Origin of the sequence: Burkholderia sp. SRS-W-2-2016, assembly GCF_001931485.1 — a bacterium.
Taxonomy (GTDB): Bacteria; Pseudomonadota; Gammaproteobacteria; order Burkholderiales; family Burkholderiaceae; genus Paraburkholderia.
This window is the reverse complement of record NZ_MSDV01000021.1, coordinates 147147-173654: the sequence shown is the minus strand read 5'-3', so window position 1 is coordinate 173654 and position 26508 is coordinate 147147. Positions and strand designations below refer to the sequence as shown.

The window sequence follows — 26508 nt, the reverse complement described above, 5'->3', positions numbered from 1 at the left end:
TTATCGCCGCGCTCGTCTTGATTAGTTGACGTCTTGAGCCCCGGCGACCGGCCGGTACAGCAAAACCAAAACGCGCATTCTAACGCTATCGGGGCCGCTTTGCTTTTTGGCGCGACCCCTGTGTTGGGCGCTAGCCGCAGCTGGAGCGGGTTTCGGCGCGCCGTGCCAAGGGCGCCATGAGGGTGTCACCGGGGTGTTCCATACTGCAGCGCAACGGCGGAACCCTTAAACTACCGATCCTTGCGGCCTGCATAAAGCGCCGTATTACAGAATGGTTTCGAGGCTCGCTGGATGGACGTCGATCAATACGAAAACTTTCCGATCGCGAGCGTGTTGCTGCCGAAGGCGCTGCGCGCGCCAATCGGCATTATCTACCAGGTTGTGCGCACCGCGGCCGATATCGCCCACGAGGGCGAGTCGAACGCCGCCGAGCGGCATGCGCGCCTCGCCGATTTCCGCGCCGGGCTCGACGCGGTTGCGCAGCGGCGCGCGGCGCCCGTGCATGCGCTGATGTTCGGCAAGCTGGCCGGCGTGATCGCGCAATATAAGCTGCCGCTCAAGCCGTTTTACGATCTGCTCGACGGCTGCGCGCAGGATATCGACACCGGCCGTTACGAGGATCGCGCGGCGTTGATCGACTATTGCCGGCGTTCCGCGCATCCGGTCGGGCATCTGATGCTGCATCTGATCGGCGCGGCCACGCCGCAAAATCTCGCCGATGCCGATGCGATCTGCACGGCTTCGCAACTGATCAGCTTCTGGCTCGAAGTCGCCGACGACTGGCAGCGCGAGCACGTGTATCTGCCGCAGACCGATATGCGGCGCTTCGGCGTGACCGAGGCGCATATCGCCAAGGGCTTGGCCGATGACGCATGGCGCGCGCTGATGGCGCACGAGGTCGCGTTCGTGCGCGCAACGTTGGTCCGCGGCGCGCCGCTCGCGCTGCGCATGCCGGGGCGGCTCGGCATCGAACTGAGCGGCGCCGTGCACGCGGGCCTACGATTTCTCGAACGCATCGAGCGCGCGGATTACGATGTGTTCCGCGCGCGCCCGGTGCTCACTCCGTTCGACTGGTGCGTGGTGGCGGCGCGCACCGTGGCGATGCAACTGTCCAGACGCGTCGGTGTGGCGGCGCGCTCAATCGAGGGTAAGGCTTAATGGCGGCGGTCCTGTTCATTCTTTCGTGTATTTCCCTGCTGATCTGGGCCGTGCTGCTGTTCGCGCGCGGCGGTTTCTGGCGCGCCCGCCCGGCCGCGCCGCTGACGGTCGCGCCGCGCGTCAACTGGCCGGCGGTCGCCGCGGTGGTGCCGGCGCGCAATGAAGTCGATGTGATCGCCGAGGCGGTGACGTCGCTGCTCAAGCAGGACTATCGCGGTCCGTTCCATGTGATCGTCGTCGACGACCACAGCACCGACGGCACCGCCGACGCCGCGCGCGCCGCCGCGTTGCAGCTGCAATGCCCGGAGCGACTCACGGTGCTCGGCGCGAAGCCGCTGCCGCCGGGCTGGTCCGGCAAGGTGTGGGCGCAATCGCAGGGGATCGAGGCGGTGCGCTCGCTCGGTCTGCCGGCCGACTTCCTGCTGCTCACCGATGCCGACATCGGCCATCCGCCCGAGGCGCTCACGCAACTGGTCGCGCGCTCGGACGCCGAAAAACGCGATCTGGTTTCGCTGATGGTGCGGCTGCGCTGCGATTCGTTCTGGGAAAAAGCGCTGATTCCGGCCTTCGTGTTCTTCTTCGCGAAGCTGTACCCGTTCGCGTGGGTCAACAATCCGCGCAACCGCACCGCGGCGGCGGCGGGCGGCTGCATGCTGGTGCGCCGCAAGGCGCTCGAGGAAGCGGGCGGGATCGAGTCGATCCGCGCGGAGCTGATCGACGATTGCAGCCTCGCCGCGCGCATCAAGCATCGCGGCACCGGCCGTCATCCGATTCGTCTCGACGTCGCCGCGAAGAGCGTGTCGCTGCGGCCGTACGACAGCTGGCGCGAGATCTGGAACATGATCGCGCGCACCGCGTTCACGCAGCTGCGCTATTCGCCGCTGCTGCTCGCGGGCACGCTGGCCGGGATGGCGATCATCTATCTGTTGCCGCCGCTCGCGGCGCTCGTGCTCGGGCCGCTCGGCTGGCCGGCCTGGCTCGCGTGGGCGGCGATGTGCTGCGCGTATGCGCCGATGCTCGCCTATTACCGTCGCTCGCCGTTGTGGGCGCCGTTTCTGCCGCTCGTCGCGCTGTTTTATGTGGGCGCGACGTTCGCGTCGGCGGTGCGTTACTGGCGCGGTAAAGGCGGGCAGTGGAAGGCGCGTGTGCAGGCGCCGGTGCAGGAGCGTTGATGTTTTGACGGCGGCGGTGGTGCCGCGTTGACGCGGTGCTGCGCAGCCAGCATTACAGAATCGACAGATACAAAAAAGCGGCCCACACGGGCCGCTTTTCTTTTGCGTCACGCGTCGCGCGAATTACGCGTTGGTGAGCATCATGTACATCTGGATCACCACGTCCGGCGAGAACGTGAACGGCACCCAGCCGTGGCCGGTGTGGCGCATCACCATCAGGCGGTCGCCGTTCGACTGCTTCTGCACCGCCATCATCGGATTCTTCGTCGACACGAACTGCCAGCCCGGCGGGATGGCGGGCGGCTGCTCGGGCGTCATCGACGCGCGCGCGTTCGACAGCTCCTCGATCAGCCGGCCGATCTGCTCCGGACGCAACGCGACCATCTGGTTGCCGATGGTCATCGTGATTTCGTCGCGCGCCGGGCGATTGATTTCGAGTGTCGGCTGGATTTGCGGCGCGGATGGATCGGTGTCGGCCGCGGCTTGCTCCGCGTTGTCGTCTACCGGGTTCGCGTCCGCGCTCGCCGCCACCGCTGCGTTTTCAGCAGCCGCGTCGGCATGCTCCACTGCCGCGTTTGAAGCAGCGGCATGAGCGGGTGTCTCGGGAATGTTTTCGGCCTGCGTGGCCACGACAGCCTGAATGAGCTGATCGACGCCCATTTCCAGCGCGCCGAGCTGTTCGTGAAGATTCATGCGAGGGTTCTCTTGTAAGACCCGCGATTTTACCTGCTGCGTGAGGGCTTGCACCCCTCGCTGTCGCGGGACTTGTAACAAAATGCTTACGGATACGGGTGTTTTTCCGCCTAGCCGTTCAGATAACCCGCCTGCCGGAACCATTCGAGCGCATCGGCGAGCCCTTCGCGATACGGCCGCGCGCGATACCCCAACTCGCGTTCCGCCTTCGCCGACGAAAAATACATCTTGTTTTTCGACATTTTCAGGCCGTCGACGGTCACGAACGGTTCGCGCTTCGTGAACTTCGCGACCGCTTCGGCGCCCATCGCGAGCGGATACAGCGGCCAGCGCGGCAGCGAGATGGTCGGCGCCTTGCGGCCGGTCAGCGCGGCGATATCGGCGAGCATCTGCTGCAGCGGCAGATTTTCGCCGCCGAGAATGTAGCGCTCGCCGATCTTGCCGCGTTCGAGCGCGAGGAAGTGGCCGGCCGCGACGTCGTCGACGTGCACGAGGTTCAGGCCGGTATCGACGAACGCGGGAATCTTGCCGAGTGCCGCTTCGACGATGATCCGGCCGGTCGGCGTCGGCTTCACGTCGCGCGGGCCGATCGGTGTGGACGGATTGACGATCACCGCGGGCAGCCCGTCCTCGGCGATCATCCGCTCGACCGCGCGCTCCGCGAGCACCTTGCTGCGCTTGTACACGCCGATCGCCTGATCGGCTTTGAGCGGCGAGGTTTCGTCGGCGGACTGGCCGGAGCTGGTCACTTTCAGCGTCGCGACGCTGCTGGTGTAGACGATCCGCTCGACGCCTTCCTTCAGCGCGGCGCGCATCGTCGCCTCGGTGCCTTCCAGATTCGCGCGTTCGATCTCGCCGGGGTCCGGCGCCCACAGCCGGTAATCGGCGGCCACGTGCAGCAGATAGCGCACGCCGCGCAGCGCATTGCGCATCGATGCTTCGTCGCGCATGTCGCCGACGACGATCTGCGCATCGAGTGCTTCGAGGTTCTTGCGCGGACTCGTTGCGCGCACCAGCACGCGGACCTTGAAGCCCTTGCTCTGCGCGATGCGCGCCACCGACGAGCCGACGAAGCCGGACGCGCCGGTCACCAGCACGAGATCGCGATTCTGTTCGGTCATTGTGTTTTCATCTCCTGCGTCACGGACGACGGATTGTACGTGGCGCGCGCCCGGCTGCGGGTTGTCGCGCACGCTCGCCGCGACGCGACTAGAATGCCGGCTTGAAAGACAGTCAGGCATCGAAAGGAGGTAGCGGCATGGCCCCGGATCTGGACGAACGGATCGAAACTTATTACGTGCAAGTGCGCGGCGTCGTGCAGGGCGTCGGCTTTCGCCTCGCGACCGTGCGCCAGGCGCACGCGCTGGGCATCAAGGGATACGTCGCGAATCTCGAGGACGGCTCGGTCGAGGCGCTGTTGCAGGGACCGGCGAATCAGATCGACCGGATGCTGTCGTGGCTGCGTCACGGGCCGCCGGCGGCGCGCGTGACCGACGTGCACGGCGAGGAACGCGCGATGGATAAACGCTACGAGCGTTTCGAGCAGCACTGAGCAGCGTTGAGACGGGATAGACCCTTCAGGCTCTGAAAAACAGGCGGCGCGCCATTCGCGAGAATGGCGCGCCGCTTTGTCGTTTGCGCGGCGCTGGCCGCATCGTCAGCCGTTAGCTGGCCACCAGCAAACTCTCCGCAAAGCCCCACTGATCCTCGATCCACTGATGGCTGCACACGAAGCCGGCGTCGTCGGCGATCGCGGGCAATTCCTCCGCGCGATATTTGTGGCTGCTCTCGGTCCAGATCGTCTCGCCCTGCTTCATCGACACCGTCAGCTGCGCGGCGCCCACGTGCGCGGTGAGGTCGTGTTTCGCGCGCAGATGCATCTCGATGCTGCGCGCGTCCGGATTGAAGCGCGCGACGTGCTCGAACGATTCGAGCGGGAAATCGCCGTCCAGCTCGCGGTTGATGCGGGCGAGCAGATTCAGATTGAAGGCGGCGGTCACGCCGACCGCGTCGTCGTAGGCGGAGATCAGCACCGGGGTCGGCTTGATCAGGTCGGTGCCGAGCAGCAGCGCGTCGCCGGGCGCGAGCATGTTGCGGATGTCGCGCAGAAAGCGGGTCGCCGCGAGCCGCCCGAAATTACCGATCGTGCTGCCGAGAAACAGCACCAGCAGCCGGTCGCCTTTCGCGCGCTGCCGGCTCACTTCCGCGAGGCCAGCCAGATAATCGCGCTCATAACCGACGATCGAAATCCGTTCGATGTCGCCGAGTTCGCGCCGGCACAACTGCAATGCACTGCGCGAAATTTCAATCGGGCAGTAAGAAGTAGGGCGCTTTTTACACAGTGCCTCGAGAATGCGGCGGGTTTTGCGGCCGCTGCCGCTGCCGAGTTCGGCGACCGTCACATCGTGCGGCAGATGCTCGACGATGTCGGCCGCGTGCTTCGTCAGCAGACGTTCTTCGGCGCGCGTCACCCCATATTCGGGCAATACGGTAATCACTTCAAAAAGGGCGGAGCCGACTTCGTCGTACAGATACTTCGACGGCAGCTCTTTTTGCGGCGTGTGGGTAAGGCCGGCGTGCACGTCGGCGGCGAACGCGCGGCGCAGGTCGGAAGGCGAGTTGCTAAGCGATAGGGCTGGCTGGGTCATGCTGGCTCCAGGAGTCACATTCGATGAGCGGGAAAGCTGCCGGGGTCGCATACGCGCTGTGACGCGGTTCACGCATGCGGTGGGCGAGAAGCGCGGGCATGTCGGCGTGGCGGTCTGATCAACTGCGTTCAGGACTGCCTGCGTCGGCCCGGCTCGTGATTGCTGCCAGCGCCGTCGCGAGTCGGGCGACGACGGCGTGCCATGTCTGGTAGCAAGATTCGCGCACGCGGCGGACGGCAATCCGGTTCAATCCGGTTCGCGCCGCCGCGGCACATAAGGTTATGTTCTAGTGCATCGACGCGCGATACGCACGACTAATTACAGCCGCAGTGCAGCCGTTTAGCGGTCGTGCGACCGAAAAGCCCTGACCCGGGCGGCGGACAACCCGTCTAGAATGCCCGTTTCGCATTCAGAACAACGACACCGCGCGACGGCACTGCAACGACAGCGCAGCATCCGCGCGTTCACGAGACAGCCCTTTTCAATGACCACCACGAACGTCGCGCGCCCGGCTCGCATGCCGCGAGCCCGCACCCTTTTGCCTGCGTCACGGATCGCCCGATGAATCACAACGACTTCAGGCGCGGCATTGCGTTGTCGGTCGGTGCGTCGGCGCTGTTCGCCTTACTGTCCGCTTACGCAACATTGCTCAAGCCGCTTTCCGGCCTCGACATCTTTGCGTGGCGAATCGTCTGGACCGTGCCCGGCGCGTTGCTGCTGGTCGCGCTGCGTGGCCGTCTGCCGATTCTGCGCCAGCTGCTTGAACGAATGATGACGCGGCCGAAACTCGGCGGCGCGCTGGTCGTCGCGGCCGCGTTGCTCGGCGTGCAGTTGTGGCTGTTTCTGTGGGCGCCGCTCCATGGGCGCATGCTCGAAGTGTCGCTCGGCTATTTCCTGCTGCCGCTGGTGATGGTGCTGGTCGGGCGTTTTCATTATCACGAGCGGCTCGATACGTTGCAGTGGCTCGCGGTCGCGTGCGCGGCGCTCGGCGTCGCTCACGAATTGTGGGTGACCGGTGCGTTCTCGTGGCCGACGCTGGTCGTCGCGCTCGGCTATCCGCCGTATTTCGTGCTGCGTCGGCGGCTCAACGAAGATTCGCTCGCGATGTTCACCGTCGAAATGGCGCTGCTGTTGCCGGTGGCCGTCGTGTTTATTGTCAGCGGCGGCTCGCTGCATGCGGTCGCCGGACGCGTGGAAATGTGGTGTCTGCTGTTGCCGGGACTCGGCGCGTTGAGCACGCTCGCGCTCGCGTCGTATCTGAAGGCGAGCCGGATGCTGCCGGTCGCGCTGTTCGGCATTCTCGGCTATGTGGAGCCGGTGCTGCTGGTGCTGGTGTCGGTGACGCTGCTGCGCGAAACGCTCAGCGCCGCGCAACTCGCCACGTATGTGCCGATCTGGATCGCGGTCGCGCTGACCGCGTTGCATAGCGTGCGCTTCGTTCGCTTCGCGTCGAATTGAGGTGGGCGGTGAGGGCGGCTTGAGCGGCGGCGCGCCGCAAGATGGCGTGATGCGGTATCGCGCGCCGCGTGCGCGGCTCAGCGATGCGCTTCGCTGCCCGCCGCGTTGATGCGCGTCGGGCCCACCTCCGCCTCGATCGCCTCGCGCAACTCGGGACGCCAGCCGATCCCGAACAGCGCTTCCGCCAGCACGAACAGCGGCCCGATCAACAGGCCGATCACGTCGTCGACGAAGGCCGGCTTGCGATGCTCGTACGCGACATGGCCGACGAACTGGAACGCCCAGCCGATCACGAACAAACCGATGCCGGTCGCGAGCCACACGAGCGTGCCTTGCGCGCCGACCCACTCGCCGAACGCCACGCATAGCGCCGACACGCAGGCCATCAACACGCCGAGCGGCACGTCGAGCGCGAGGTAGTAGACGGTCGCCGCGACGAACAGCAGCCACGCCGGCGACAGCGTGACCGGCAGCAGGCCGGCGCCGAAGGCCGGGCGGCTCAGCAGCACCGCGAGCGCCAGCACGATCAGCGGAATGCCGACGAAGTGCGTGGCGATATTGCGCCGGTCGCGATGGTAGGCCGCGTATTGCGTCAGTTGCTGGGTCAGCGTTCTCATCAATGCCGCTCCTGGGTTAAAGCCAGCATAATCGCGGGCGGTTCGATCCGAAACCACCGGGTAGCCGACAATTCACCTAATCATCGACCCTCGTACGCGATGCCGTCCATCACCGAGCGTTTTTCATCGAATGAGCTGGCTGCGCTGCTCGCGCGCAGCGCGTGGTTTCGCGCGTCGCCGGCCGCGATGCAGACGCAGTTGCTCGACGCGGGGCGCGTCGAAGCGCTGGCCGCCGGCGAGCGGCTGTTCACGCGCGGCGATCCCGACGATGGCCTCTACTGCGTGCTCGACGGTCTGATCCGGATCGGCGCGGCGAGTGCGGCGGGCAAGGAAGCGTTGCTCGCGGTGATCGAACCGGTCAACTGGTTCGGCGAGATCGCGTTGTTCGACGCGCGGCCGCGCACCCACGACGCGTATGCGGAGCGCGATTCCGCGCTGTTTCATGTGCCGCGCGCGGCGCTCGCCGCGTTGCTCGAACGCACTCCCGCCTACTGGCATGCGTTCGGTCTGCTGCTCACGCACAAGCTGCGGCTCGCGTTCGAGGCGATCGAGGAAGCGGCGCTGTTGCCGGCCGCGCCGCGCGTCGCGCGGCGGCTGTTGCTGATGGCGGGCGGCTACGGCGAACCCGGCGCGTTGCGGCGGGTGCTGAAAGTGCCGCAGGAAGATCTCGCGATGATGCTCGCGTTGTCGCGGCAGACGATCAACCAGGTGCTCAAGCACTTCGAGACGCAGGGCGCGTTGAAGCTGCGCTATGCGGAGATCGAAATCGCGGATGCGGAGCGGTTGCGTGGGTTGGCCGAATTGCAGAGCGACGCGCCGGTGGTGACGGCGGCTGCGGCGGCGCGTGCCGGACGCAGTTAATGCGTGATTGCGGCCGAAGTACTCACGCGGCGCGTCAACGCACCGATCGTCGCGGCGGGCAACGTCGCAAGCAATGTGTGCAACGTAAAGTCGAGATCTTCACGCGCGATGTCGAGTTGCGCACGAATTTCGCCGCGCACTGTTTCAGTACCGACCACATAGACGCCGAGCGGCGAATGCAGCAGTACGCGTAACTGCGGCACCGGCAGCACTACGTGCAATAGCGCGCGTGTCGAGCGAAACGGAATGACGTTGTTGTTGCTGCGTTGAACCTGCTGCGCGGTGGCGGATTGCACCGCGGGCCGATCGAGCGATTGCGTGAGCGTGAGTGCCATTTGATACCGCGTCCGTGGGACGCGACAGGGAGTTGGAACAGTTCGAGAGTAAACCCCGACGCGTAAATACGGTGCAAAGATTCGCACTTGCGTCGGCAAAAAGATACGGTGTTCGAAACGATTTCGAGCGCCGTCACCGGTCACAATAAAAAAGCGCAGAAAAAAAGCGCAGAAAAAAAGGCGAGTCATACGACTCGCCCTCCCTGAACGGCACAGCCCGGCTTCGATTGGCTTGTTATTTCAACCGCATTTTCACGGCCGGTAAGCGCCGGAACCGGTCACGTGTTATTGCGTTTTCGTCGTGCCGGTTTGTGCGCCGTCGGCTTGTGCCGGGGCAGTGCTGGCCTCTTTCGCGCTCTCCGTTTTATTCTTTGCAGCGCTCGTTTCGACGGCTTTCTTCTGGCTGGACTTGTGGGTCTTCGTCGTGTGGGCGGAAGTCTTTTTCACGTGCTTGTGCGCGCTGGCTGCGGCAGGCGCCTTGGTCGTCGTCGCGGTCGCGCTGTCGTTGGTCGCGCCCGCTTGCGCGGCGGTGCTCGCCTTCAGATTCGCCTGACCGGCGGCGGGCAACTGCGCGGCTTGCGCGGGCTGCGCGGGCTGCGCGGCGGACGGCGCGGCGGTTTGAGCGAATGCGGTCGACACGAGCAGAGCGGAAGCAACAGCGGCGAAAAGCGTCTTCATGATGTAACTCCTGTTTGAATCGTTAGATTCGTTTGTGTCGCGGCTGAAATCGTTTCAGCGCGCTGCCGGTTTAACGTGGGCCGGAACACAGGAGTTGACGCGCCGCTGGTGACAAAACGTAACTAGTGCGTCAGCGCGGATACAAGTCGAAAACGCTAGGAAACGGCGACCGCGGTGTCGCCGAGCATCCGCGCCAGATCTTCGGGCGACACCGCCGGACTGAACAGGAACCCTTGCGCGACGGAGCAGCCGTGGCGGACCAGAAACTCGCGCTGCGCTTCCAGCTCGACTCCTTCGGCCACCACATCGAAGCTCAGCGTTTCGGCAATCGCGATGATCGCCAGCGACAGCGCTTCGAGTTCCGAGTCCTTGCCGATTTCGCAGACAAACGCGCGATCGATCTTGATCCGGTCGACGCTGAAGCGTTTCAGATAGCTGAGGCTCGAATAGCCGGTGCCGAAGTCGTCGATGGCGATTGACACACCGAGCGCGCGCAGTTCGCGCAGCACTCGCTGCGCTTCTTCGGCGTTGCGCATCAACGCGCCCTCGGTGACTTCGAGTTCGAGCAGTTGCGCGGGCCAGCCGGCTTCGTCGAGCGCCGCGCGCACCACGCCCGGCAAATCGGTTCGTTCGAGTTGCAGCGGCGACACGTTGACCGATACGCGCATCGCCGGAAGACCCGCGCGTACCCATGCCTTCGCCTGCAGGCAGGCCTGCCGCAGAACCCAGGTGCCGATGCTCTGGATCAGACCGGTTTCCTCGGCGAGCGGAATGAACACGGCCGGCGAGACCTCGCCGAGTTCGCTGTCATGCCAGCGCAACAACGCCTCCGCGCCGACGATGCAGCCGGTCTCCATATCGATCTGCGGCTGATACACGAGCCGCAATTCATTGGCCTTCGCCGCGCGCCGCAGCCGGGTGGTGAGGCGCAGCTTGTCGGCGACGGCGCGGCTCAATTCCGGTTTATAGAACTGATAGCGGTTGCGTCCGCGCGATTTCGCGACGTACAGCGCGGCGTCCGCATTGCGCGTGAGCAGGTCGGGCTTTGCGCCGTCCTGTGGCGACGTGCTGACGCCGATGCTCACTTCCAGATACAGCTCGTGCTCGCCGATGCTGTACGGCTCGCTCATTTCGCGAATCAGCCGGTCGAGCATGTCGGTGAGTTGCGCCGCGTCCGAGCGTTCGGCGACGATCACGAATTCATCGCCGCCATATCGCGCGACGAAATCGGTCGCGCGCAACAGCCGCTGAAGCCGTCGCGCGACCGCTTTCAGCAGCAGATCGCCGATCCGGTGGCCGAGCGAATCGTTGACCTCCTTGAAGCGGTCCAGATCGAGAAACAGCACCGAAACGTGTTGGCCCGTCGCCGCCGCGCGCAGCAGCGATTCGCCGAGATACTCGCCGAGCAGCACCCGGTTCGGCAGTTCGGTCAACGCATCGTAGCGGGCCTGATGTTCGAGTCGTTCGTGGTACTGAATCAGCGTCGTTACATCGACCATCACGGCCATCGTCGCGGGCCGGCCGTCGAGTTCGATACGCAGGTGGTGCACTTCCATCGACAGTCGGTTGCCGGCGCGGGTGCGATAGACCCAGATGCCGGCCGATTGCGTCGCGTGCCGCAACTGCTCGATCCGGCGCTCGCGCAGTTGCGGCAATTGCCCGAGTACCTGTTCGACGCGCAGATCGTTCAGCGACATCCCGAGCAACTGCTGCTCCGTGTAGCCGAAATCGCGTTGCGCGCTCGCATTGGCCGCGATGATCTTCTGGGTCTGGTCGTCGGTGACCCAGATCGGCAACGGATGTCCCTCGAAAAACCGCTGGTAGCGCGAGCGCACTTCTTCGGTCAGATGCAGCGAGCGGCGCAGATGCGAGCCGATCCGCCCATTCCAGCGGATCAGCGAAATCAGCAGCAACGCGGCAACGACGCCGCAGCCCAACAGCACGCGCGTAAACCACTTCGCGTCGAGCGACGATTTGCTGACGACCGAGTCGACTTTCGCGTCGGCCGAGAGTCGCACGTCGACGACCCGCTCCAGCACGTTATAGAAATACGCGTCGATTTCCTCGAGTTGCGGATCGCCCATCACGACGCTGCCCGGATGATCGGCGACCTTGCGCGCGAGCGCGAAACTCAGCTCGCTGAGCCGGCCGATCATGTCGTCGAGTTCCGAGAGCCGCGATACGCACACGTGATTTTCGCTGCAGCTCTCGCGCGCGTCGCGCGTCAACGCGAGCAGCGCGGACATCGGAAAGTTGTAGGCCGCGCGCTTGTAGAGCGGCACCGTCGCGATCGACGTGTAGAGAATCGCGTGCTCGTCGAGCATCAGTTGCTGCAACTGGTCGAGATCGTGGCGCAGGCGCCCGGACGCCTGGATCGTGCGCAGCGCACTGTCCTGCTCGCTGCTCTGGCGCAGCGCGAGGAACGTACTCGTCGCGATCACGGCGAGAATCGCCAGCACGGCGATGAGCGTGCCGGCCTTGCGCGTGACGTCCGGCCCCAGCGCGCTCGCCTGGGCGTCGACGCGGCGCGACAGCAAACCGGACCGTCCGAAGAGTGAATGTTTTGGTGGCTGCATGACCTGCTTTAGAGCGCTGCGGATCTACCTGCGAACGGCGCGCTGTCTCCTCGCGACCAGGGGCGCCGGCACCACCGTACCCGGCGCCACGCGTTGCCTGACCTCGGGAGTCTCCCGAGCGCTGTTGTCTGTCTGCCTGCCCGCCTACCGGTCGGCGAATTCCACGCGATTGCGCCCGCCTCGCTTGGCCCGGTACAGCGCCGCGTCGGCGAGGCCATAGGCGGTGTCGAAGCTGGTGCCGGCCACGTTGACGCTGACGCCGAAGCTGGCCGTGATGCGCCGCTCGACCGGCGCGACCACCAGCGAATCGCTGATCGCCGCGCGCATGCGCTCGGCCAGCAGCGCGCCGTCGGCGGCATCGCGACCGGGCAGCAGCACGGTGAATTCCTCGCCGCCGACCCGGCCGATGAAGCCCTCGCCGCCGACGATCCGCCGCAAACAGTCGACCACGCCGAGAATCACCGCGTCGCCGGTCGGGTGGCCGTAGTCGTCGTTGATGCGCTTAAATTCGTCGATGTCGAGAATCACCATCACCGCGCTGTCGGTGCGCAGCACTTTCGCGGTCCGCTCGATCACCGCGCTGCGGTTCAGCACGCCGGTCAGCGCATCGTGCGACGCACGATACGCGAGCTGCTGGGTCAGCGCCTGCATCTCGCGTTCGGCGCGGTCGCTGCGGCCGATCAGCCGGCGCGTCTCGCGCATCAGTCGCTGGAAGTGCTCGATCAGTTCGCCTAACGACTGGCGATAGTCGGCGGCGTCCGCGGCGGCGCTCGCATGCATCGCGCGCGCCTTGTCCAGCGCCGCGCTCTCGTTCCGGAACAGATCGGGCGCGTCGTTCGCGGCGGCGTCACGGGAAGAGGGCGACTGCACGTTAGCGGCCCTGCTGCGCAACCGGACGATCGGTGAATTCGATCGCCTGGAAGTCGGCCTTCAGTTCTTCGCCGAATTCGGCAATGGTCTCGTCTTCCTCGTCGCGATACCAGTTCATCGCGACGCGGTTGCCCGCTTGCGCGGCTTCGTCCAGCGCGTCGAAGATGCTGAACAGCATCTTGGTGCTCGAACTGTTGAAGTAGGTGAGCGCGACGTCGATCGTGATTTCCGCGTCGTTACTGGCGGCGAGATAGGCGCGCAATTGTTCGATGACCGGCGCGTAGAAAGCGGCCGCGTTTTCGGGGTAAGACTCGCCCTTGATCGACAACGCGTGCTGGTCGAAACGAAAGTCGACTTCAGGCGATGTCGGCGTGGCGGAGATGTACAGGTTTTCCATGGTTCGTGCGCGTTCCTGCTCAGATGATGGCCATGAGGCAAAACAGCGTGGTGCCGGGTTCGTCGGCACGCGGATGAAAAGCGAATTCGAGCGGCGCGCTCGCATCGCGCGCCATCGTCAGGAAGCCGAGGCCGGCGCCCTTGCTGTCTTTCGGCGCGTCGGTGCGCAACGACACCTTGTACGCCTGCTTGATTTCGTCGAGCGACATGTTGCGCAGCGGTTCGAGCCGGCTGCGCAGCGCGTCGACTTCGGTGGTTGCGATCGGATTGACGCACAGCATCACGTGCTGCTCGCCGTGCTTCGAGATGCACACCGCGCCCTCGCGGATCGCGCCGGCTGTGTCGCCGCCGGCCTCCAATGCGCTCGACGAGTAATGCACGATGTTCTGCGACAGTTCGATAAAGGACGAGAACAGCTTGCGACGGGTCGGACCGCTGACGCCGGCGACTTCCAGCTGCAGTTTCACGACCTCGCCCATCGACGCGACGATGTTATTGGAGAAGAAGCCCTTGTGATAGAAGAGCACGTTGCGTCGCTGCGCGAGATCGAAAAAGGCGCTGTCTGATTCGAGTAGTTGGGACATTGCGGTAATTCGTTAGATGCGGGCACAGAAAAGCGTGACGTCGTCACGACGGGGTTGGAGTCCTTGCCATTGCGCGAGCGCGAGCCGTACGCGCTCGCAGATCGCCGCCGGCGTGTCGGCGCGATGCTCGACGATCACGTCGAGCGCGCGGCGCCGGCCGAACGAAATAGTGCGCGGGCCGCCGATCTGATCGCTGAGCCCGTCGGTGTAGATGAACAGCAGGCTGCCCGGCGTGACCGGAATCGAGCGCAGGTTCCACGCGTAGTCCGCGTGGCTGTCCACGTAGCCCACGCCCATCCGGTCGGCCGCGATCGTTTCGAACTCGGCGGCCGCGGGCGCGAGGATATGCACCGCGATCCGCGCGCCCGCGAAGTGCAGCACGCTCTGCGCGGTGTCGAACCAGAATAGTGCGGTGTCCAGACCATCGTTCGATTGATTGCCGGCGTCGCCGTTATCGACCTGCCCCAACTGGCTCTTGACGTTGCGGTTGACCGCCGCGAGCAGCGCGGCCGGGTCGCGCGGACCGATCTGTTCGAGCGCCTTCGACAGCGACGCAGAGGCCAGCAGAGTCATGAACGCACCCGGCACACCGTGGCCGGTGCAATCGGCGACCGCGCCGAACCAGCCGGACGGAAAGGCCGCGAAATGATAGAAGTCGCCGCCCACTACATCGCGCGGCTCCCAGACCATTGCCGCGTCGCGCAGCTTCATCGATAGCGTTTCGCTGGACGCGCGCAGCATCGCGCGCTGGATCACGCTCGCGTACTCGATGCTCTGCATGATCTGGCGGTTTTTCTCCGCCTGCATTTCGGCCACTGCGCTAATGAGTTGCAAACCGCTGCCGAGACCCGAGAAGCGGCCCTCGCGCGTGACGATGAACCCGTCGACCAGTGCTTTATCGCCGGCTTCGACGGTTCTGAACGCGAGCGCTTCGATACTGATGTCGGCATCGACGATCAGCGGTTCTTTGTCCATGAACGCGATGCAGCTCTTCTTGTCGTACAGCTCGCGATGAAACGGCCGGCTCATTTGCGACATGAAAATATCGCGGTTGATCAGACCGATCGGACGCTGGTCGTCGATCACCGCGAGGCTTTGCATATCGCGCCGCGCGGAGAAGATTTCCATTACCACGGCGTTCAGATCCCCGGCGTCTACCGATGGAACTTCCTGGCACAAGTCACCGGCCGTGCGAGGGTTGCCCTGCGCGGAAGAACGGCGAAAACTCGAGAACGCTGGATGCATGGCGGCGCCAGTCGAATTGTGAACAAGCCTCGCACGCTAAGGTTTCTATATGAACATTATGTGTCAGCGGCGGACCTGATCGACGCGGCGGCGCGAGATCGGTAAAAAGGCCGTCACGCAAAGGTTTGCGCGACGGCCGGGAGGATTTGCGGGGGCTACGAGGTTGCGAAAATGCAACGCCGCCCCACGGCATTATTGAAACGGATTTTGCGTGACGCCCGGCTTCTGATCGGGTTCGTCTTTCACTTTTGCCGGTAAATTCGCGTCGGCCTGCAGACTCGCGACGATCGCATCGAGCGCGTCCTTCAGCGCGAGCGCCGCTTTCAAGCCGCGCTGGTCGCGCGTCAGTTCGAGCGTGCCGTTCAGTACAACGCGAGTCGCGCCGTTGCTGAGCGTGAGCGCATCGCCCTGGATGTTGAGCACGTCGTCGTCGTTCGCATAGGGTTTAAACACCTTTCAGTCCTCCTGGCCGCTGGTCCTTGAGGTCTTCCGGAATGCCCGGAAAACGGATGCCCGATACCGCTTCGAGTTCGTGAATCGTGCGGATGTCGTAGCGATTGGTCGATACATTATCGACCACGATCGCGAATGCGAGTCGCCGCGACGGCACGTAGACGACCTTGTACAACTGCGTCGGCACGAATACGCGCGTCGGTCCGATGGTCTGCAATTGCTGACCGGAGAACATCGGGCCGGTGACGACGTAGGTGTCGTCGTAGGAGAGCGCGATCTTGCGCACCGCGGTTTCGATGCGGGCCCACAATCGTTGGTTGTTCTGACGGTTTTGCGGCACGATGTTCGCGAGCGAGAACGATTGCGCCATCCCTTCGGGGTTCCAGCGATTGCCTGCCGGGCTCATATGACCGCGATCGAAACCGCTGCGCTTGTAGTCGGCGAGCGTTGCGCCTTCGCCGTCGGGCAGACGCGCGTCTTCGAAGAACTTGTTGGTGCGCACCATATCTTTTGCTTCTTCGATATGCGCGCGTGTCAGATGCTCGGCCGACCAGAGCGGGCCGTGCGTGATTCCCGAGTGCAGTACCGCGAAATCGCTATAGCAGAGCAGGCGCGTTTTCGGCGCCATCTTCTGATTGCTCAGCACCGGCCATTGCGCATTCGGTGTGAACTGGGTGCAGGAAGGCGCCGCGCTCGCGTGAGCGGCGACGGCGAATAACAGACAGGTGAGCCACTTCTTCATGGGGCGGTCGTGCGATGGATGGGGGCGCAAGTATAGCGTTGCTGCCCGCGCTGGACGACCCTGATGGACAGGCAAAAAAATGGGTCGCTTTGCAGCGACCCGAATGCGTGGACTTCCGACTCTACGCACGGAACCTTAAGGACTTCTTAAGCGTCGCGCCGACGGCCGCGTAAGTGTGTGTTGGCGCACGCACAAGCATGCATGAGCATGCCCGAGCAGACACGCACACGCACGCACGAATAGCCACGCGCGAGCAACCACCCGCGCGTGAGCCGGAAGTTTCGACCGAACAGGAAAAGCGCGCCGAAGCGCGCGAGAACTTAATTACCGAACAGGCTGTTTTCAGCGCGGACCTTTTGACGGTCCACCGCCTGCAAACGCCAGAAGCCGCTCGTCGGCTTGCGCGATTGCAGCGCGGTCCACGCGGCGGCGCCTTGCGCTGCGCTCACCCGTTCCTTTCTATCGACGTGCAAACCGCGCAACGTACACAGCGGCGCATCGGCACTCGGCGCGCACAGCGTGGTTACGCCGTCTTCGTCGTGAAGCTCTCCCCAGGCGGGCAGGTCGATCCCTTGATGCGCTTCTCTCGACCAACGGTGTTCGTCGGTATCGAGCCATAGCACAGCGTAATCGTGGCTTACGGTGGGATCGGAACCGTTGATCAGGATGGTCAGTCGCATGTCAGTCCCGTACAAAGTGCGAATTGCTTTATCAGTCTAGGCGGCGGCGCGCGTTATGCAAGGCCGCGGCGGAACAAAGCAGAGGAATATATTTTTGCCGCAAACACCGGTCGAGGTACGTCGGATGCTAGCCCGTTCAGAAGTGTTCGCGACGTGCACGCCGCTCCAAAAAAGCGTGCACGTCGCGAGAACTGTGGCGATCCGGTTTGCTATTCCAGCCTGACCATCGAAGATCAAGCCAGATCGAGCGACGCCGTCAAATCCCCGAGCGGCGCGAGCCCATTCTTCGCGAACGCCTGATCGCGCGCGACCACTCCATCGAGCGGCGCAAGTCCGTGCACGCGGCTAATGAAACGCAGAATCGAATTGGTGTCGTACACCGTGTGATCGACATAGCCCTTTTTCGCGAGCGGCGAGATCACCAGCGCCGGAATGCGCGAGCCCGGACCCCAGCGATCGCCGGTCGGCGGCGCGACCGGATCCCACCAGCCGCCGTTTTCATCGACGGTAACGATCACGACCGTATTCGCCCACTGCGGCCCGCGTTGCAGATGCTCGATGATCGTCGCGATATGACGGTCGCCCGATTCGACGTCCGCGTAACCCGCGTGCATGTTCAGGTCACCTTGCGGTTTATAGAATGTGACGCTCGGCAGACGCCCCGCGTCGATGTCGGCGATCAGCCGGTTGGTCGACGCCTCGTTACCCATCCCGCCGTCGCGCAGATGCCGGCGGCGCGCCGCGCTGCCCGGCGCGTAATTGGCGAAGTAGTTAAACGGCTGATGGTGATACTGGAAGTCGGGCACCGCGCCGGTGTCGCGATGTTCGAGCGCGTACTGCCACGCGCCGCTGTACCACGCCCAGTCGATCCCCTTGTCCGACAGCCGGTCGCCGATCGTCGCGTAAGTTTGCGGGCGCAGCACGCGCGGGTTGTCCAGGTCCGCGAACGCCGGGTCGCCGCCCTTGGCGGCGCGCACGTTGCTCGGCTGATACGGCGGCGCCATCGTGTTGACCGCGTAGCCGTCGGCGGTGAACGCGCCGTCGTTGACGAATTTCGGCGGACCGTCGAGCGCCGATGCGGGGCAGTCGGCCGCGAGCTTGAGCCGCGTGCCGGTCGGGTCGTCGCCATCGACCACCGAAACGAGCTTTTTCGCCGGACTGTTATGAATGTCCGGGTAGTACGGCGCCTGCGCGGAGATCAGGAAGATGTGGTTCAGCCACGAGCCGCCGAAGGCCGCCATGAAGAAGTTGTCGCACAGCGTGTACTGCTGCGCGAGATTCCACAGCCGCAGCGAATCGGCGGAATTGCGATAGTGGCCCATCACGAGGCCGCCGGAATCGCCCCACGCGGCGAACTGGTTGTTGCGCCCCGCGTTGATCTGCATCTGGTTCTGATAGAAGCGGTGCACGAGGTCGCGCGTGATCACGCCGGTCGGCAGCGGCGCGCCGTGCGCGTCGACGATCTGGAACGGCCGGTTGTGCAGATGATCCAGATCGTTCTCGCCGATCATGAAGCGCTTGCCGTCCACTTCCTGCGCCTGCGGCACCAGTCCGCCCCAGATTGCCGGCAGCCGCGGCATCGGTGTCTTGCCGTCGCGATCGAGTTGCGCGTAGCGCTCGGCGCTCACCGCGGCGAGCGGTTGCTGCACGCCCGGGTAGTTGCCGTACAGGTTCGCGAAACTGCGGTTCTCCGCGTAGATCACGACGATGCGCTTGACCTGATCGTGCAGCGCGGCGTCGAGCCGTGCGTCGGCGGCGCTGCGCGGCGGCGCGTTGCCCGCGAGGCCTTCGCCGGTTTTGCAGCCGCTCAGCGCGAGGCCGAAGCCGACCGCGGCGAGGCCGGTGAGGACGCGGCGGCGTTCGGGATCGTCGGGTAGGTCGTTGGCGCTATCGATCGAGGTGGCGTTGTCGAGCTTCGGCGGCAGGTCGGGATCGTGGTCGGTCATCGATGAGGGTTCCGAAGAAGACGTGACGCTCGCGTTCGCACAGCTCGGCACGCGGGCGACACCGGTTGCGTGGTCGAAGAGGCCGGCGGGCCTCGCGGCTTGATGCGGTTTATTGCGGCTTGTTGCGCCGCGGCTCTATGGCAGCCGGCGTTTGACGCGCCAGCTATGCTGCGTTGCGTCGACGGCGAACAGCAGCCAGTGCCGCGCATTCACAGGATGACGCCTCAGTGTTGCGTAACCGTCGACGCTCAGTTCGAGTTCGTCGTGCGCGCGCCGCTGGCAGGTTGCATGCGCGCCGGAGCCATCCGCGAATTCGACGTGCGCGTCGGCGAGACCCGGCGCCGCGGCCGGCTCGGGCAGATGCGCGATGCGCACCGCGCAGCCCGGATAAAGATGGGAGTCGGCGACCTGAATCTGGATGGCATCGGACATGGCGGGGTCTCCACACGCTGTCTCGGCGCGGCCGCGCGGCGGCGATGCCCGCGCGGCCGGACCGGAGCCAAGCATAGCACCGCGTGGCCGAATCGCCGCATGCTTCGCGCTATGATGACGAACCGAGGTAGGTTTTACAGATGGAGCACAGCACGCCGGCGTCGAACCGGCCTCGTATCCGATGAACCGCAGAGAAACGGCAGCCAAGATGGCAAAAGAAGAGCAGACAGGAGTGGGACGCAGGCAGACCAAACCCCGCGCGACGGCCGCCGCCGCGTCGCAGAGCGAAGCGGTACAAACCCAGGCAAAAGCACACGCACACGCGGCGGGCGCGGACTCGCTCGCGGCAACCGATGACGACAGCGCCGGCGGCTCGACTTATCTGGTGCCGGGCCTCGAACGCGGCCTGCGCATCCTCGCCGAATTCAGCGCGCGCGAACCGGTGCTCGGCGCGCCTGAACTATCGAAGCGGATCGGCATTCCGCGCACCACCACTTTCCGTTTGCTGCAGACGCTCGAAGCGCTCGGCTTCCTCGAACGCGTGAACGGCGACCGCTATTTCCGGCTGAGCGTCGCGGTGCTGCGGCTCGGCTTCGAATATCTGAGTTCGCTGGAACTGACCGACGTCGGCACGCCGATCCTCGAACGCCTGCGCGATGCGACCGGCTTCAGCACGCATCTGCTGATCCGCGATCAGCGCGACGTCGTGTTCGTCGCGAAGGCGCAGACCCACGAGCCGATGTTCAGTTCGGTGAAGGTGCACGTCGGCACCCGGCTGCCCGCGCATGCAACCGTGCACGGTCAGGTGCTGATGGGCGACTTGAGTTTCGAGGAGTTGCGCCAGCTGTATCCGGAGCCGCGGCTCGAAAGCTTCACCGATCGCACGCCGGCGACCGTCGAGGAACTGTACGGCCGGGTGCGTGAGAGCGCGGCGCTCGGCTACGCGGTCAGCGAGGCGTCGTTCGAGCGGGGGATTTCGGTGGTGAGCGCGCCGGTGCGCGACCAGAGCGGCAAGATCGCCGCGGCGCTGACCATTACGGTGCCGCGCTCGGATCTCGGCGAGAGCGCGGCGCGCGACCCGCTGGTCGTGTCGGTGTGCCAGGCGGCGCTCGATCTGTCCGAGCGGCTCAGCTACCGGCCGCGGCCGGACGATCCGACCGCGATGCAGGCACGCCGCAGGCAGGTGCCCGCGCACTGAGTGTGCAATTGAGCGTGCCATTGAGCGCACGCCGCACGCCGCGCGATGCGGTGACCGCCCGCGCGCATCGCGCGACTACTTCCTCAACACTTACTTCATCCCGCTCAACGAAACCGGCCGCATCAAGCGGCCGGTTTCACATCGTCACGTCATTAGCGGCTCAAACCCGCGGCTCAAACCCCCGCGTTAAAACGAGTGATGAATGCCGCTCAGCACGATCGCCTGATTGCGGCCGCTCGACACGCCCGCGGTGAAGAACGCCGCGTCGGTGTTCGACCCCGCGCGCTGATACAGCGCGTTGATATACACCTGGGTCGACTTCGACAGCGCATAGATATTGCCGATCATGAACTGGGTCCAGCGATGGCCGGCCAGCGTGGTCGTCGCGGCGCCGCCGGCGATCGTGTTGAACGGCGTGACCGACCAGTTCGCGCCCGCGTCGTAGCTCTGATAGGTGTCCGAATGACCGGCGCTTTCGAGCTTCACGCGCGTATACAGACCGTGCACCAGCACGCTGCCGAACTGGTACGACAGACCCGCGCCCATGTTCTGCAGCTTGTCGGCGGTATAGGTCGCGGCCGGCTGGCCCTGGAAAGTCGTAATGCCGGTCGTGACGATCGACGGCGTGCGGTTGTTCTCGTTCGAGTAGCTCGCGCCCGCCTTGAAGCCGCCGTTCGCATAGGTCGCCGCGAAGCCGTAGGTGCGGCCGGTCGCGAAGTTGGTCTGGTTGCCGAGCCCCATCATCGCGCCGAACGTGAAGCCGCCGAACGACGTCGAGCGGAATTTCGCCGAATTGTCGTACGGGACGACCGCGGTGTTCGCGAGCGCGTCGATGTTGCCCGGGTGGAACGCATACCAGCTCGCGGCCTGATAGCCGGTGCTGAACGTGCCGAGCACGTCGAAGCTGAACGGCGTCTGGTGACCGAAGGTCAGCGTGCCGAGGCGATCGGACGACAGCCCCACGTAAGCCATCCGGTTAAACAGCACGCCGGGCTTGGCCATCGCGCCGGTGTTCGTATAGAAGCCGTTTTCGAGCTGGAACACCGCCTTCAGTCCGCCGCCGAGATCTTCCACCCCCTTCAGGCCCCAACGGTCGGGCTGCATGTTGCCCTGTTCCAGCATCCACTTCGAGTGGCCGCCCACGTTGCTGATATAGGCGACGCCGGCATCGAGACTGCCGTATAGCGTGACACTGCTCTGCGCCCACGCGCCCGTGGTCATGCAGGTTGCCGTCAAAGCGGCTGCAATCAGTTGCTTCACCGTTGGTTCTCCTGATCAAACGACGTGGACACTCGTCGAATGCAGCGTCCTTTGATCTGTTCTTGGGGTTGATTCCGTTCTGGTTCTGCGCCAGAACCTCATGGGGTTACGTTCTTTGTGTTCCATGTATGGACAAACGTATCGCCTATGGAAAGTATAGTGAAGTCAAAATCATCCCCAATAAATTTCGGGATTAGGACAAACCCTCTCTTTATGGTTGCCAATCGTCTCACTATTGGCCCAACCCCTCGCCCAGCAAAGCCCCGTGTGGCATAAGGCTCAGCGCGATTCGCGGCGGCGCGGCGTCGGTGAAAAACGACAGTCGGTGTTTTCCCTGGAGAGCGCTTTTTTTATTTTGTTCGGCACAGACACGCTCCTATAATTGTCCATACACGAACTGATGTTCCTTATATGGAACGTCAAGGCTCAGGAGAACGTGAGAAATGACTGAACAATGGCGCTGTGCCGGACATGCCGGCGACCTGTCCGAAGACTCCCCGCTCGAATTCAAATTCGACGACACGGAGGTCGGCATCTACAAGGTGGGCGACGAGATCTACGCGATGGAAAACGTGTGCCCGCACGCGTACGCGCTGCTGACGCAGGGTTTCATCGACGGCGACACCGTCGAATGTCCGCTGCACGAAGCCGTGTTCCATATCCCGACCGGCAAGTGCCTGAAAGAGCCGGGCGGCCGCGACCTGAAGATGTACTCGGTACGTCTCGCAGGTGAAGAAATCCAGATCAAGGTGGAATGACCATGCGAGAGGTAGCCGTGAATTTCAATCCGTTCCTGAAGCCGTGGCTCGCGCCGCAACCGAACAACGTCGCCGGCAAGGGCGTGATCGAGAAGCCGGGCGAGAGCGGCAACATGGTCTGGCAGAACCGCAAGGCCGAGCCGACCCAGTACGAAAACGACTTCGGCGATGCGCTCGAACGCGTTTTCGAAGCCGGTGCGACGGAGCTGCAGGAAGTGGTCGACGGCCTGAACCGCGACGGCTTCCGCACCCCGGAAGGCGCGCAATGGAATGCCGAGCGCCTGGCCGCCGAATTCCGTCAGCTCGCCGACTAAGCCGGCTTTTCCGAACCCGTTTCATCGCATTCGTACTGGAGTCTCGTCATGACGTCCCCCACTACAACTGAAAACGCCGCCGATCCGGTCAAGGCGTATCTCGACCGCGGCCTGCGCAACTACTGGTATCCGGTCGCGCCGAGCTGGCAGGTCGGCAACGCGCCGATCGGCGTGACGCGCCTCGGTGACCAGATCGTGCTGTGGCGCGACAACGAAGGCAAAGTCCACGCGCTCGAAGACCGCTGCCCGCACCGCGGCGCGCGTCTGTCGCTCGGCTGGAACCTCGGCGACCGTGTGGCCTGCTGGTATCACGGCGTCGAAGTGAACGGCGGCGGCACCGTCGTCAACGTGCCGGCGGTGTCGAACTGCCCGCTCGAAGGCCGCACCTGCGTGAAGTCGTACCCGGCCGAAGAACGCGCCGGCGCGATCTTCCTGTGGTTCGGCGACGACGCGCACAAGGAACCCGCGCCGTTGAACCTGCCGGAAGAACTGGTTGGTGAGGAGTACGCAAGCTTCCTGTGCATGTCGAACTGGAAGTGCAATTACCAGTACGCGATCGACAACGTGATGGACCCGATGCACGGCGCCTATCTGCACGCGACCTCGCACTCGATGGCCGAAGGCGACAAGCAGGCCGACATGCGCGTGCGCAAGACCGAAACCGGTCTGATGTTCGAGAAGACCGGCCAGCGCGACGTGAACTTCGACTGGGTCGAACTCGGCGACACCGGCGCGCTGTGGATGCGCCTCGCGATTCCGTACAAGAAGAAGTTCGGCCCGGGCGGCAGCTTCGGGATCATCGGCTTCGCGGTGCCGGTCGACGGCGACAACTGCCAGGTCTATTTCTGGCGTACCCGCAAGGTGCAGGGCTGGCAGCGCGACGCATGGCGCTTCCTGTATCGCAACCGCCTCGAAGGTCTGCACTGGGACGTGCTCGAACAGGACCGCTACGTTCTGGAAAGCCTCGCGCCGAACGCGCGCGAGCACGAGTTCCTGTATCAGCACGACGTCGGTATGACGCGTGTGCGCCGCATGCTGCGGCAGCGCGCGCAGCAGGATCTCGCCACGCTCGACGCGCATCGCGCGGCGAACGCGGCCCCCGCCGCCGCTGCAACCGCCGCAGCCGGGCATAGCCATGCATAACACCGCACTCGCAGCGCTCAACGGCCGGCGCGTCCTCGTGACGGGCGGCGCGCGCGGTCTCGGCGCGGCGTTCGTGCGCGCTCTGGTCGGAGCCGGCGCGCAGGTCGTGTTCGGCGACGTGCTGCACGACGAAGGCCGTGCGCTCGCCGCGTCGCTGGTCGAAGAGGGCCACGCGGCCACCTACCTGCCGCTCGATCTCGCCGACCCCGCCAGCATCAAGCAGTTCGCGGAGCAGGGCGCGGCACGCCTGGGCGGTCTCGACGCGCTGATCAACAACGCGGCGATCACCAACTCGGGCGGCAAGTTCGCCGATGAACTGTCGGTCGACACGTGGGACGCGGTGATGAACGTCAACGTGCGCGGCACCTGGCTGATGAGCAGCGCCGCGCTGCCGTATCTGCGCGACTCGGGCCGCGGCGCGATCGTCAACATCGCGTCGGATACCGCGATGTGGGGCGCGCCGAAGTTGCTCGCGTACGTCGCCAGCAAGGGCGCGGTGATCTCGATGACCCGTTCGCTCGCGCGCGAATTCGGCGCGCACGGCGTGACCGTCAACGCGATCGCGCCGGGGCTGACCGAAGTCGAGGCGACCGCCTACGTGCCCGCCGAGCGTCACGAGTACTACCTGCAAGGCCGCGCGCTGACCCGCGCACAAGTGCCCGACGACGTGACCGGGCCGGTGCTGTTCCTGTTGTCCGATGCCGCTCGCTTTGTGACCGGCCAGCTGCTGCCGGTGAACGGCGGCTTCGTAATGAATTGATCTAGTCGAATCGAAAGGAGAAAGAGATGGCGGACGCCGATAACGAACGCAAATCCTGGGACCAACCCGCGGACGCGAATTTCCAGCAGTGGCTCGACAGCCGTGTCGCGCGTTTCGAAACGCGCCGCTACGACTGGGACGCGCTGAAATTCCAGGCCGACTACGACCCGAAGTACCGCCGTGCGCAGATGCGCTACGTCGGCACCGGCGGCACCGGCGTCGCGAAGGACATGAACACGGTGCCCGCGGGCAACTTCACGTTTTCGACGATGGTGATTCCGGCCGGCAACATCGGCCCGAGCCATATTCATACGGACGTCGAAGAAATCTTCTTCGTGCTGCGCGGCAAGATGAAAGTGATCTGCGAGCGTGACGGCGAAACGTGGGAAGCGGTGCTCGGCGAACGCGACCTGATCTCGGTGCCGCCCGGCGTGTATCGCACGGAAATCAACATCGGTGAGGAAGACGCGCTGATGTGCGTGATGCTCGGTTCGTCGAAGCCGATCACGCCGACCTATCCGCCGGATTCGCCGCTCGCGAAGATCAAGCGCTAAGCAGTTCGCGCGATATCAAGCGGTTTTCAAGCGGTTTCACGTCAACTCACCCACGAAGGCAATCATGTCCGCCGTCCCGTCCGCCCACGACACGCAGCCCGCCGCGCTCGAAGCGCGTCTGGCCCGCTATCCGGCGCAGCAAAGCAGCCTCGCGGCGCAACGCGTGCTGAGCTATCGCGAAGCCGATTGCGCCGCTGATCGCGCTGAAGATCGCGCGCTGCCGCTGGTGTTGCTGCACGGGATCGGTTCGGGCGCCGCTTCGTGGGTGCAGCAGTTCGATGCGCTCGGCGACTCGCGCCGCGTGCTGGCCTGGGATGCGCCGGGGTATGGCGCATCCACGCCGGTCGCGGCTGCGTCGCCGGTCGCGCGGGATTACGCAGAAGTACTGAAAGAATGGCTCGACGCACAACGCATCGAACGCTGCGTGCTGGTCGGGCATTCGCTGGGCGCGATCGTCGCCGGCGCGTTCGCGGCTGCGCAGCCGGGCTATCTGGCCGGGTTGCTGCTGTTGTCGCCCGCGGGCGGCTACGGTGCGGCGGCCGCCGACGTGCGCGACTCGAAGCGCGACCAGCGCCTCGCGATGCTGAACGAACTCGGCCCGCAAGGCCTTGCGGACAAGCGCAGCGGCAACATGCTGTCGGCGCAGGCGAGCGACGAAGCACGCGCATGGGTGCGCTGGAACATGTCGCGCGTGATCCCGCACGGCTACGCGCAAGCCACCCATCTGCTCGCCAACGCGGACCTCGCGGCCGACCTCGCGCGCTACGAAGGACGCATCTGCGTCGCGGTCGGCGCCGAAGACAGGATCACCACGCCGGAAGCCTGCGAGCGGATCGCCCAGGTGGCCCGCACGCGCCTGCAGATCGTGCCGGGCGCGGGGCACGCCGGTTATATCGAAGCGCCCGCCGCGTACACCGCGATCATCGACACGTTCTGCCGCGCGAGCGGCACGTAACAAGGCCATGCCGAGCCAATGC

General features: G+C 64.8%; 29 protein-coding genes. 12 read left to right on the top strand and 17 right to left on the bottom strand.

Annotation, left to right across the window (positions count from 1 at the left end; all coding sequences use genetic code 11):
- The first annotated feature begins 291 nt into the window (after window positions 1-291).
- Entirely contained in the window at window positions 292-1158 is an 867-nt protein-coding gene (gene hpnC, locus BTH42_RS09880; protein WP_075298457.1) for a squalene synthase HpnC, read from the top strand.
- The gene (locus tag BTH42_RS09875; protein WP_075298454.1) at window positions 1158-2330 is read left to right on the top strand and encodes a glycosyltransferase; all 1173 of its coding nucleotides are present in this window, start codon (window positions 1158-1160) and stop codon (window positions 2328-2330) included. Before hpnC ends, BTH42_RS09875 begins: the two co-directional genes overlap by 1 nt.
- A gap of 123 nt (window positions 2331-2453) precedes the next feature.
- Here BTH42_RS09875 and BTH42_RS09870 read toward each other — a convergent pair whose 3' ends face one another.
- Together BTH42_RS09870 and hpnA are read right to left on the bottom strand one after the other, a co-directional pair.
- On the bottom strand, window positions 2454-3023 hold the full coding sequence (locus tag BTH42_RS09870) for a hypothetical protein (RefSeq protein WP_075298451.1): 570 nt from the start codon (window positions 3021-3023) through the stop codon (window positions 2454-2456).
- Window positions 3024-3133: 110 nt separating this feature from the next.
- Complete coding sequence (gene hpnA, locus BTH42_RS09865; RefSeq protein ID WP_075298448.1) at window positions 3134-4144, bottom strand: hopanoid-associated sugar epimerase; 1011 nt, start codon at window positions 4142-4144, stop codon at window positions 3134-3136.
- A 137-nt stretch (window positions 4145-4281) separates the two neighbouring features.
- Between hpnA and BTH42_RS09860 the strand changes: the two genes are divergently transcribed.
- On the top strand, window positions 4282-4575 hold the full coding sequence (locus BTH42_RS09860; protein ID WP_075298445.1) for an acylphosphatase: 294 nt from the start codon (window positions 4282-4284) through the stop codon (window positions 4573-4575).
- A 112-nt stretch (window positions 4576-4687) separates the two neighbouring features.
- Here the strand turns inward: BTH42_RS09860 and egtD are convergent, their stop codons facing one another.
- The gene (gene egtD, locus BTH42_RS09855; protein WP_075298442.1) at window positions 4688-5671 is read right to left on the bottom strand and encodes an L-histidine N(alpha)-methyltransferase; all 984 of its coding nucleotides are present in this window, start codon (window positions 5669-5671) and stop codon (window positions 4688-4690) included.
- 561 nt (window positions 5672-6232) lie between these two features.
- Here egtD and rarD point away from each other — a divergent pair.
- Window positions 6233-7129, top strand: a complete 897-nt coding sequence (gene rarD / locus BTH42_RS09850) for an EamA family transporter RarD (protein ID WP_075298439.1) — start codon at window positions 6233-6235, stop codon at window positions 7127-7129.
- Window positions 7130-7206: 77 nt separating this feature from the next.
- On the opposite strand, the gene BTH42_RS09845 is transcribed toward rarD, so the two are convergent.
- Window positions 7207-7746: a DUF962 domain-containing protein gene (locus BTH42_RS09845; protein ID WP_075298436.1), complete on the bottom strand. Its 540-nt coding sequence runs from the start codon at window positions 7744-7746 to the stop codon at window positions 7207-7209.
- A 99-nt stretch (window positions 7747-7845) separates the two neighbouring features.
- On the opposite strand from BTH42_RS09845, the gene BTH42_RS09840 reads away from it, so the two are divergent.
- Window positions 7846-8607, top strand: coding sequence for a Crp/Fnr family transcriptional regulator (locus tag BTH42_RS09840; RefSeq protein ID WP_075298434.1), 762 nt, complete (start codon window positions 7846-7848; stop codon window positions 8605-8607).
- Here BTH42_RS09840 and BTH42_RS09835 read toward each other — a convergent pair.
- The 12 genes from BTH42_RS09835 to BTH42_RS09780 all read right to left on the bottom strand — a co-directional run bounded on the left by BTH42_RS09835 (window position 8604) and on the right by BTH42_RS09780 (window position 19544).
- A complete protein-coding gene (locus tag BTH42_RS09835; RefSeq protein ID WP_075298431.1) occupies window positions 8604-8942 on the bottom strand; it encodes a hypothetical protein in 339 nt (112 codons plus the stop codon). The genes BTH42_RS09840 and BTH42_RS09835 overlap by 4 nt on opposite strands.
- 285 nt (window positions 8943-9227) lie before the next feature.
- Entirely contained in the window at window positions 9228-9620 is a 393-nt protein-coding gene (locus tag BTH42_RS09830; RefSeq protein WP_075298428.1) for a hypothetical protein, read from the bottom strand.
- 155 nt (window positions 9621-9775) lie between these two features.
- Window positions 9776-12196 carry a bifunctional diguanylate cyclase/phosphodiesterase gene (locus BTH42_RS09825; RefSeq protein WP_178392143.1) on the bottom strand — a complete coding sequence of 807 codons (2421 nt, stop codon included), beginning with the start codon at window positions 12194-12196 and terminating at the stop codon, window positions 9776-9778.
- A gap of 144 nt (window positions 12197-12340) precedes the next feature.
- Window positions 12341-13066, bottom strand: coding sequence for a GGDEF domain-containing protein (locus tag BTH42_RS09820; protein WP_075298425.1), 726 nt, complete (start codon window positions 13064-13066; stop codon window positions 12341-12343).
- Window position 13067: 1 nt separating this feature from the next.
- The gene (locus BTH42_RS09815) at window positions 13068-13463 is read right to left on the bottom strand and encodes a DUF1987 domain-containing protein (protein ID WP_075298422.1); all 396 of its coding nucleotides are present in this window, start codon (window positions 13461-13463) and stop codon (window positions 13068-13070) included.
- 19 nt (window positions 13464-13482) lie between these two features.
- Entirely contained in the window at window positions 13483-14046 is a 564-nt protein-coding gene (locus BTH42_RS09810; protein ID WP_075298419.1) for a SiaB family protein kinase, read from the bottom strand.
- A 12-nt stretch (window positions 14047-14058) separates the two neighbouring features.
- The gene (locus BTH42_RS09805; protein ID WP_075298417.1) at window positions 14059-15174 is read right to left on the bottom strand and encodes a PP2C family protein-serine/threonine phosphatase; all 1116 of its coding nucleotides are present in this window, start codon (window positions 15172-15174) and stop codon (window positions 14059-14061) included.
- Between the two features lie 309 nt (window positions 15175-15483).
- The gene (locus tag BTH42_RS09800; RefSeq protein WP_075298415.1) at window positions 15484-15744 is read right to left on the bottom strand and encodes a hypothetical protein; all 261 of its coding nucleotides are present in this window, start codon (window positions 15742-15744) and stop codon (window positions 15484-15486) included.
- Window positions 15737-16486, bottom strand: a complete 750-nt coding sequence (locus BTH42_RS09795) for a DNA/RNA non-specific endonuclease (protein WP_075298412.1) — start codon at window positions 16484-16486, stop codon at window positions 15737-15739. Before BTH42_RS09795 ends, BTH42_RS09800 begins: the two co-directional genes overlap by 8 nt.
- A 320-nt stretch (window positions 16487-16806) precedes the next feature.
- Window positions 16807-17166: a DUF3564 domain-containing protein gene (locus BTH42_RS09790; RefSeq protein ID WP_075298409.1), complete on the bottom strand. Its 360-nt coding sequence runs from the start codon at window positions 17164-17166 to the stop codon at window positions 16807-16809.
- A 233-nt stretch (window positions 17167-17399) separates the two neighbouring features.
- Window positions 17400-19112 carry an acid phosphatase gene (locus BTH42_RS09785; RefSeq protein WP_075298406.1) on the bottom strand — a complete coding sequence of 571 codons (1713 nt, stop codon included), beginning with the start codon at window positions 19110-19112 and terminating at the stop codon, window positions 17400-17402.
- A gap of 135 nt (window positions 19113-19247) precedes the next feature.
- Window positions 19248-19544, bottom strand: a complete 297-nt coding sequence (locus BTH42_RS09780; protein ID WP_075298403.1) for a hypothetical protein — start codon at window positions 19542-19544, stop codon at window positions 19248-19250.
- Between the two features lie 208 nt (window positions 19545-19752).
- Between BTH42_RS09780 and BTH42_RS09775 the strand changes: the two genes are divergently transcribed.
- Window positions 19753-20742: an IclR family transcriptional regulator gene (locus tag BTH42_RS09775; protein WP_075298400.1), complete on the top strand. Its 990-nt coding sequence runs from the start codon at window positions 19753-19755 to the stop codon at window positions 20740-20742.
- A gap of 186 nt (window positions 20743-20928) precedes the next feature.
- Here the strand turns inward: BTH42_RS09775 and BTH42_RS09770 are convergent, their stop codons facing one another.
- Window positions 20929-22002, bottom strand: a complete 1074-nt coding sequence (locus BTH42_RS09770) for a porin (RefSeq protein WP_075298397.1) — start codon at window positions 22000-22002, stop codon at window positions 20929-20931.
- A gap of 443 nt (window positions 22003-22445) precedes the next feature.
- Between BTH42_RS09770 and BTH42_RS09765 the strand changes: the two genes are divergently transcribed.
- The 6 genes from BTH42_RS09765 (at window position 22446) to BTH42_RS09740 (ending at window position 26486) form a co-directional block, all read left to right on the top strand.
- The gene (locus tag BTH42_RS09765; RefSeq protein ID WP_075298394.1) at window positions 22446-22760 is read left to right on the top strand and encodes a non-heme iron oxygenase ferredoxin subunit; all 315 of its coding nucleotides are present in this window, start codon (window positions 22446-22448) and stop codon (window positions 22758-22760) included.
- Window positions 22761-22762: 2 nt separating this feature from the next.
- Window positions 22763-23074, top strand: a complete 312-nt coding sequence (locus BTH42_RS09760; RefSeq protein WP_075298391.1) for a recombinase-like helix-turn-helix domain-containing protein — start codon at window positions 22763-22765, stop codon at window positions 23072-23074.
- Window positions 23075-23122: 48 nt separating this feature from the next.
- Window positions 23123-24217, top strand: a complete 1095-nt coding sequence (locus BTH42_RS09755) for an aromatic ring-hydroxylating dioxygenase subunit alpha (protein WP_075298389.1) — start codon at window positions 23123-23125, stop codon at window positions 24215-24217.
- Window positions 24210-24977: an SDR family oxidoreductase gene (locus tag BTH42_RS09750; RefSeq protein ID WP_075298386.1), complete on the top strand. Its 768-nt coding sequence runs from the start codon at window positions 24210-24212 to the stop codon at window positions 24975-24977. The genes BTH42_RS09755 and BTH42_RS09750 overlap by 8 nt, the downstream gene beginning before the upstream one ends.
- Before the next feature lie 26 nt (window positions 24978-25003).
- Complete coding sequence (locus BTH42_RS09745; protein WP_075298383.1) at window positions 25004-25531, top strand: cupin domain-containing protein; 528 nt, start codon at window positions 25004-25006, stop codon at window positions 25529-25531.
- 64 nt (window positions 25532-25595) lie between these two features.
- A complete protein-coding gene (locus BTH42_RS09740; RefSeq protein ID WP_075298380.1) occupies window positions 25596-26486 on the top strand; it encodes an alpha/beta fold hydrolase in 891 nt (296 codons plus the stop codon).
- Window positions 26487-26508 lie beyond the last annotated feature (22 nt).

What these genes read in the sequence shown, in the direction of transcription:
- hpnC (WP_075298457.1), top strand. Translation starts at nt 292, where the DNA reads ATGGACGTCGATCAATACGAAAACTTTCCGATCGCGAGCGTGTTGCTG.
- BTH42_RS09875 (WP_075298454.1), top strand. Translation starts at nt 1,158, where the DNA reads ATGGCGGCGGTCCTGTTCATTCTTTCGTGTATTTCCCTGCTGATCTGG.
- BTH42_RS09870 (WP_075298451.1), bottom strand. Translation starts at nt 3,023, where the DNA reads ATGAATCTTCACGAACAGCTCGGCGCGCTGGAAATGGGCGTCGATCAG.
- hpnA (WP_075298448.1), bottom strand. Translation starts at nt 4,144, where the DNA reads ATGACCGAACAGAATCGCGATCTCGTGCTGGTGACCGGCGCGTCCGGC.
- BTH42_RS09860 (WP_075298445.1), top strand. Translation starts at nt 4,282, where the DNA reads ATGGCCCCGGATCTGGACGAACGGATCGAAACTTATTACGTGCAAGTG.
- egtD (WP_075298442.1), bottom strand. Translation starts at nt 5,671, where the DNA reads ATGACCCAGCCAGCCCTATCGCTTAGCAACTCGCCTTCCGACCTGCGC.
- rarD (WP_075298439.1), top strand. Translation starts at nt 6,233, where the DNA reads ATGAATCACAACGACTTCAGGCGCGGCATTGCGTTGTCGGTCGGTGCG.
- BTH42_RS09845 (WP_075298436.1), bottom strand. Translation starts at nt 7,746, where the DNA reads ATGAGAACGCTGACCCAGCAACTGACGCAATACGCGGCCTACCATCGC.
- BTH42_RS09840 (WP_075298434.1), top strand. Translation starts at nt 7,846, where the DNA reads ATGCCGTCCATCACCGAGCGTTTTTCATCGAATGAGCTGGCTGCGCTG.
- BTH42_RS09835 (WP_075298431.1), bottom strand. Translation starts at nt 8,942, where the DNA reads ATGGCACTCACGCTCACGCAATCGCTCGATCGGCCCGCGGTGCAATCC.
- BTH42_RS09830 (WP_075298428.1), bottom strand. Translation starts at nt 9,620, where the DNA reads ATGAAGACGCTTTTCGCCGCTGTTGCTTCCGCTCTGCTCGTGTCGACC.
- BTH42_RS09825 (WP_178392143.1), bottom strand. Translation starts at nt 12,196, where the DNA reads ATGCAGCCACCAAAACATTCACTCTTCGGACGGTCCGGTTTGCTGTCG.
- BTH42_RS09815 (WP_075298422.1), bottom strand. Translation starts at nt 13,463, where the DNA reads ATGGAAAACCTGTACATCTCCGCCACGCCGACATCGCCTGAAGTCGAC.
- BTH42_RS09810 (WP_075298419.1), bottom strand. Translation starts at nt 14,046, where the DNA reads ATGTCCCAACTACTCGAATCAGACAGCGCCTTTTTCGATCTCGCGCAG.
- BTH42_RS09805 (WP_075298417.1), bottom strand. Translation starts at nt 15,174, where the DNA reads ATGGAAATCTTCTCCGCGCGGCGCGATATGCAAAGCCTCGCGGTGATC.
- BTH42_RS09795 (WP_075298412.1), bottom strand. Translation starts at nt 16,486, where the DNA reads ATGAAGAAGTGGCTCACCTGTCTGTTATTCGCCGTCGCCGCTCACGCG.
- BTH42_RS09790 (WP_075298409.1), bottom strand. Translation starts at nt 17,166, where the DNA reads ATGCGACTGACCATCCTGATCAACGGTTCCGATCCCACCGTAAGCCAC.
- BTH42_RS09785 (WP_075298406.1), bottom strand. Translation starts at nt 19,112, where the DNA reads ATGACCGACCACGATCCCGACCTGCCGCCGAAGCTCGACAACGCCACC.
- BTH42_RS09780 (WP_075298403.1), bottom strand. Translation starts at nt 19,544, where the DNA reads ATGTCCGATGCCATCCAGATTCAGGTCGCCGACTCCCATCTTTATCCG.
- BTH42_RS09775 (WP_075298400.1), top strand. Translation starts at nt 19,753, where the DNA reads ATGGCAAAAGAAGAGCAGACAGGAGTGGGACGCAGGCAGACCAAACCC.
- BTH42_RS09765 (WP_075298394.1), top strand. Translation starts at nt 22,446, where the DNA reads ATGACTGAACAATGGCGCTGTGCCGGACATGCCGGCGACCTGTCCGAA.
- BTH42_RS09760 (WP_075298391.1), top strand. Translation starts at nt 22,763, where the DNA reads ATGCGAGAGGTAGCCGTGAATTTCAATCCGTTCCTGAAGCCGTGGCTC.
- BTH42_RS09755 (WP_075298389.1), top strand. Translation starts at nt 23,123, where the DNA reads ATGACGTCCCCCACTACAACTGAAAACGCCGCCGATCCGGTCAAGGCG.
- BTH42_RS09750 (WP_075298386.1), top strand. Translation starts at nt 24,210, where the DNA reads ATGCATAACACCGCACTCGCAGCGCTCAACGGCCGGCGCGTCCTCGTG.
- BTH42_RS09745 (WP_075298383.1), top strand. Translation starts at nt 25,004, where the DNA reads ATGGCGGACGCCGATAACGAACGCAAATCCTGGGACCAACCCGCGGAC.
- BTH42_RS09740 (WP_075298380.1), top strand. Translation starts at nt 25,596, where the DNA reads ATGTCCGCCGTCCCGTCCGCCCACGACACGCAGCCCGCCGCGCTCGAA.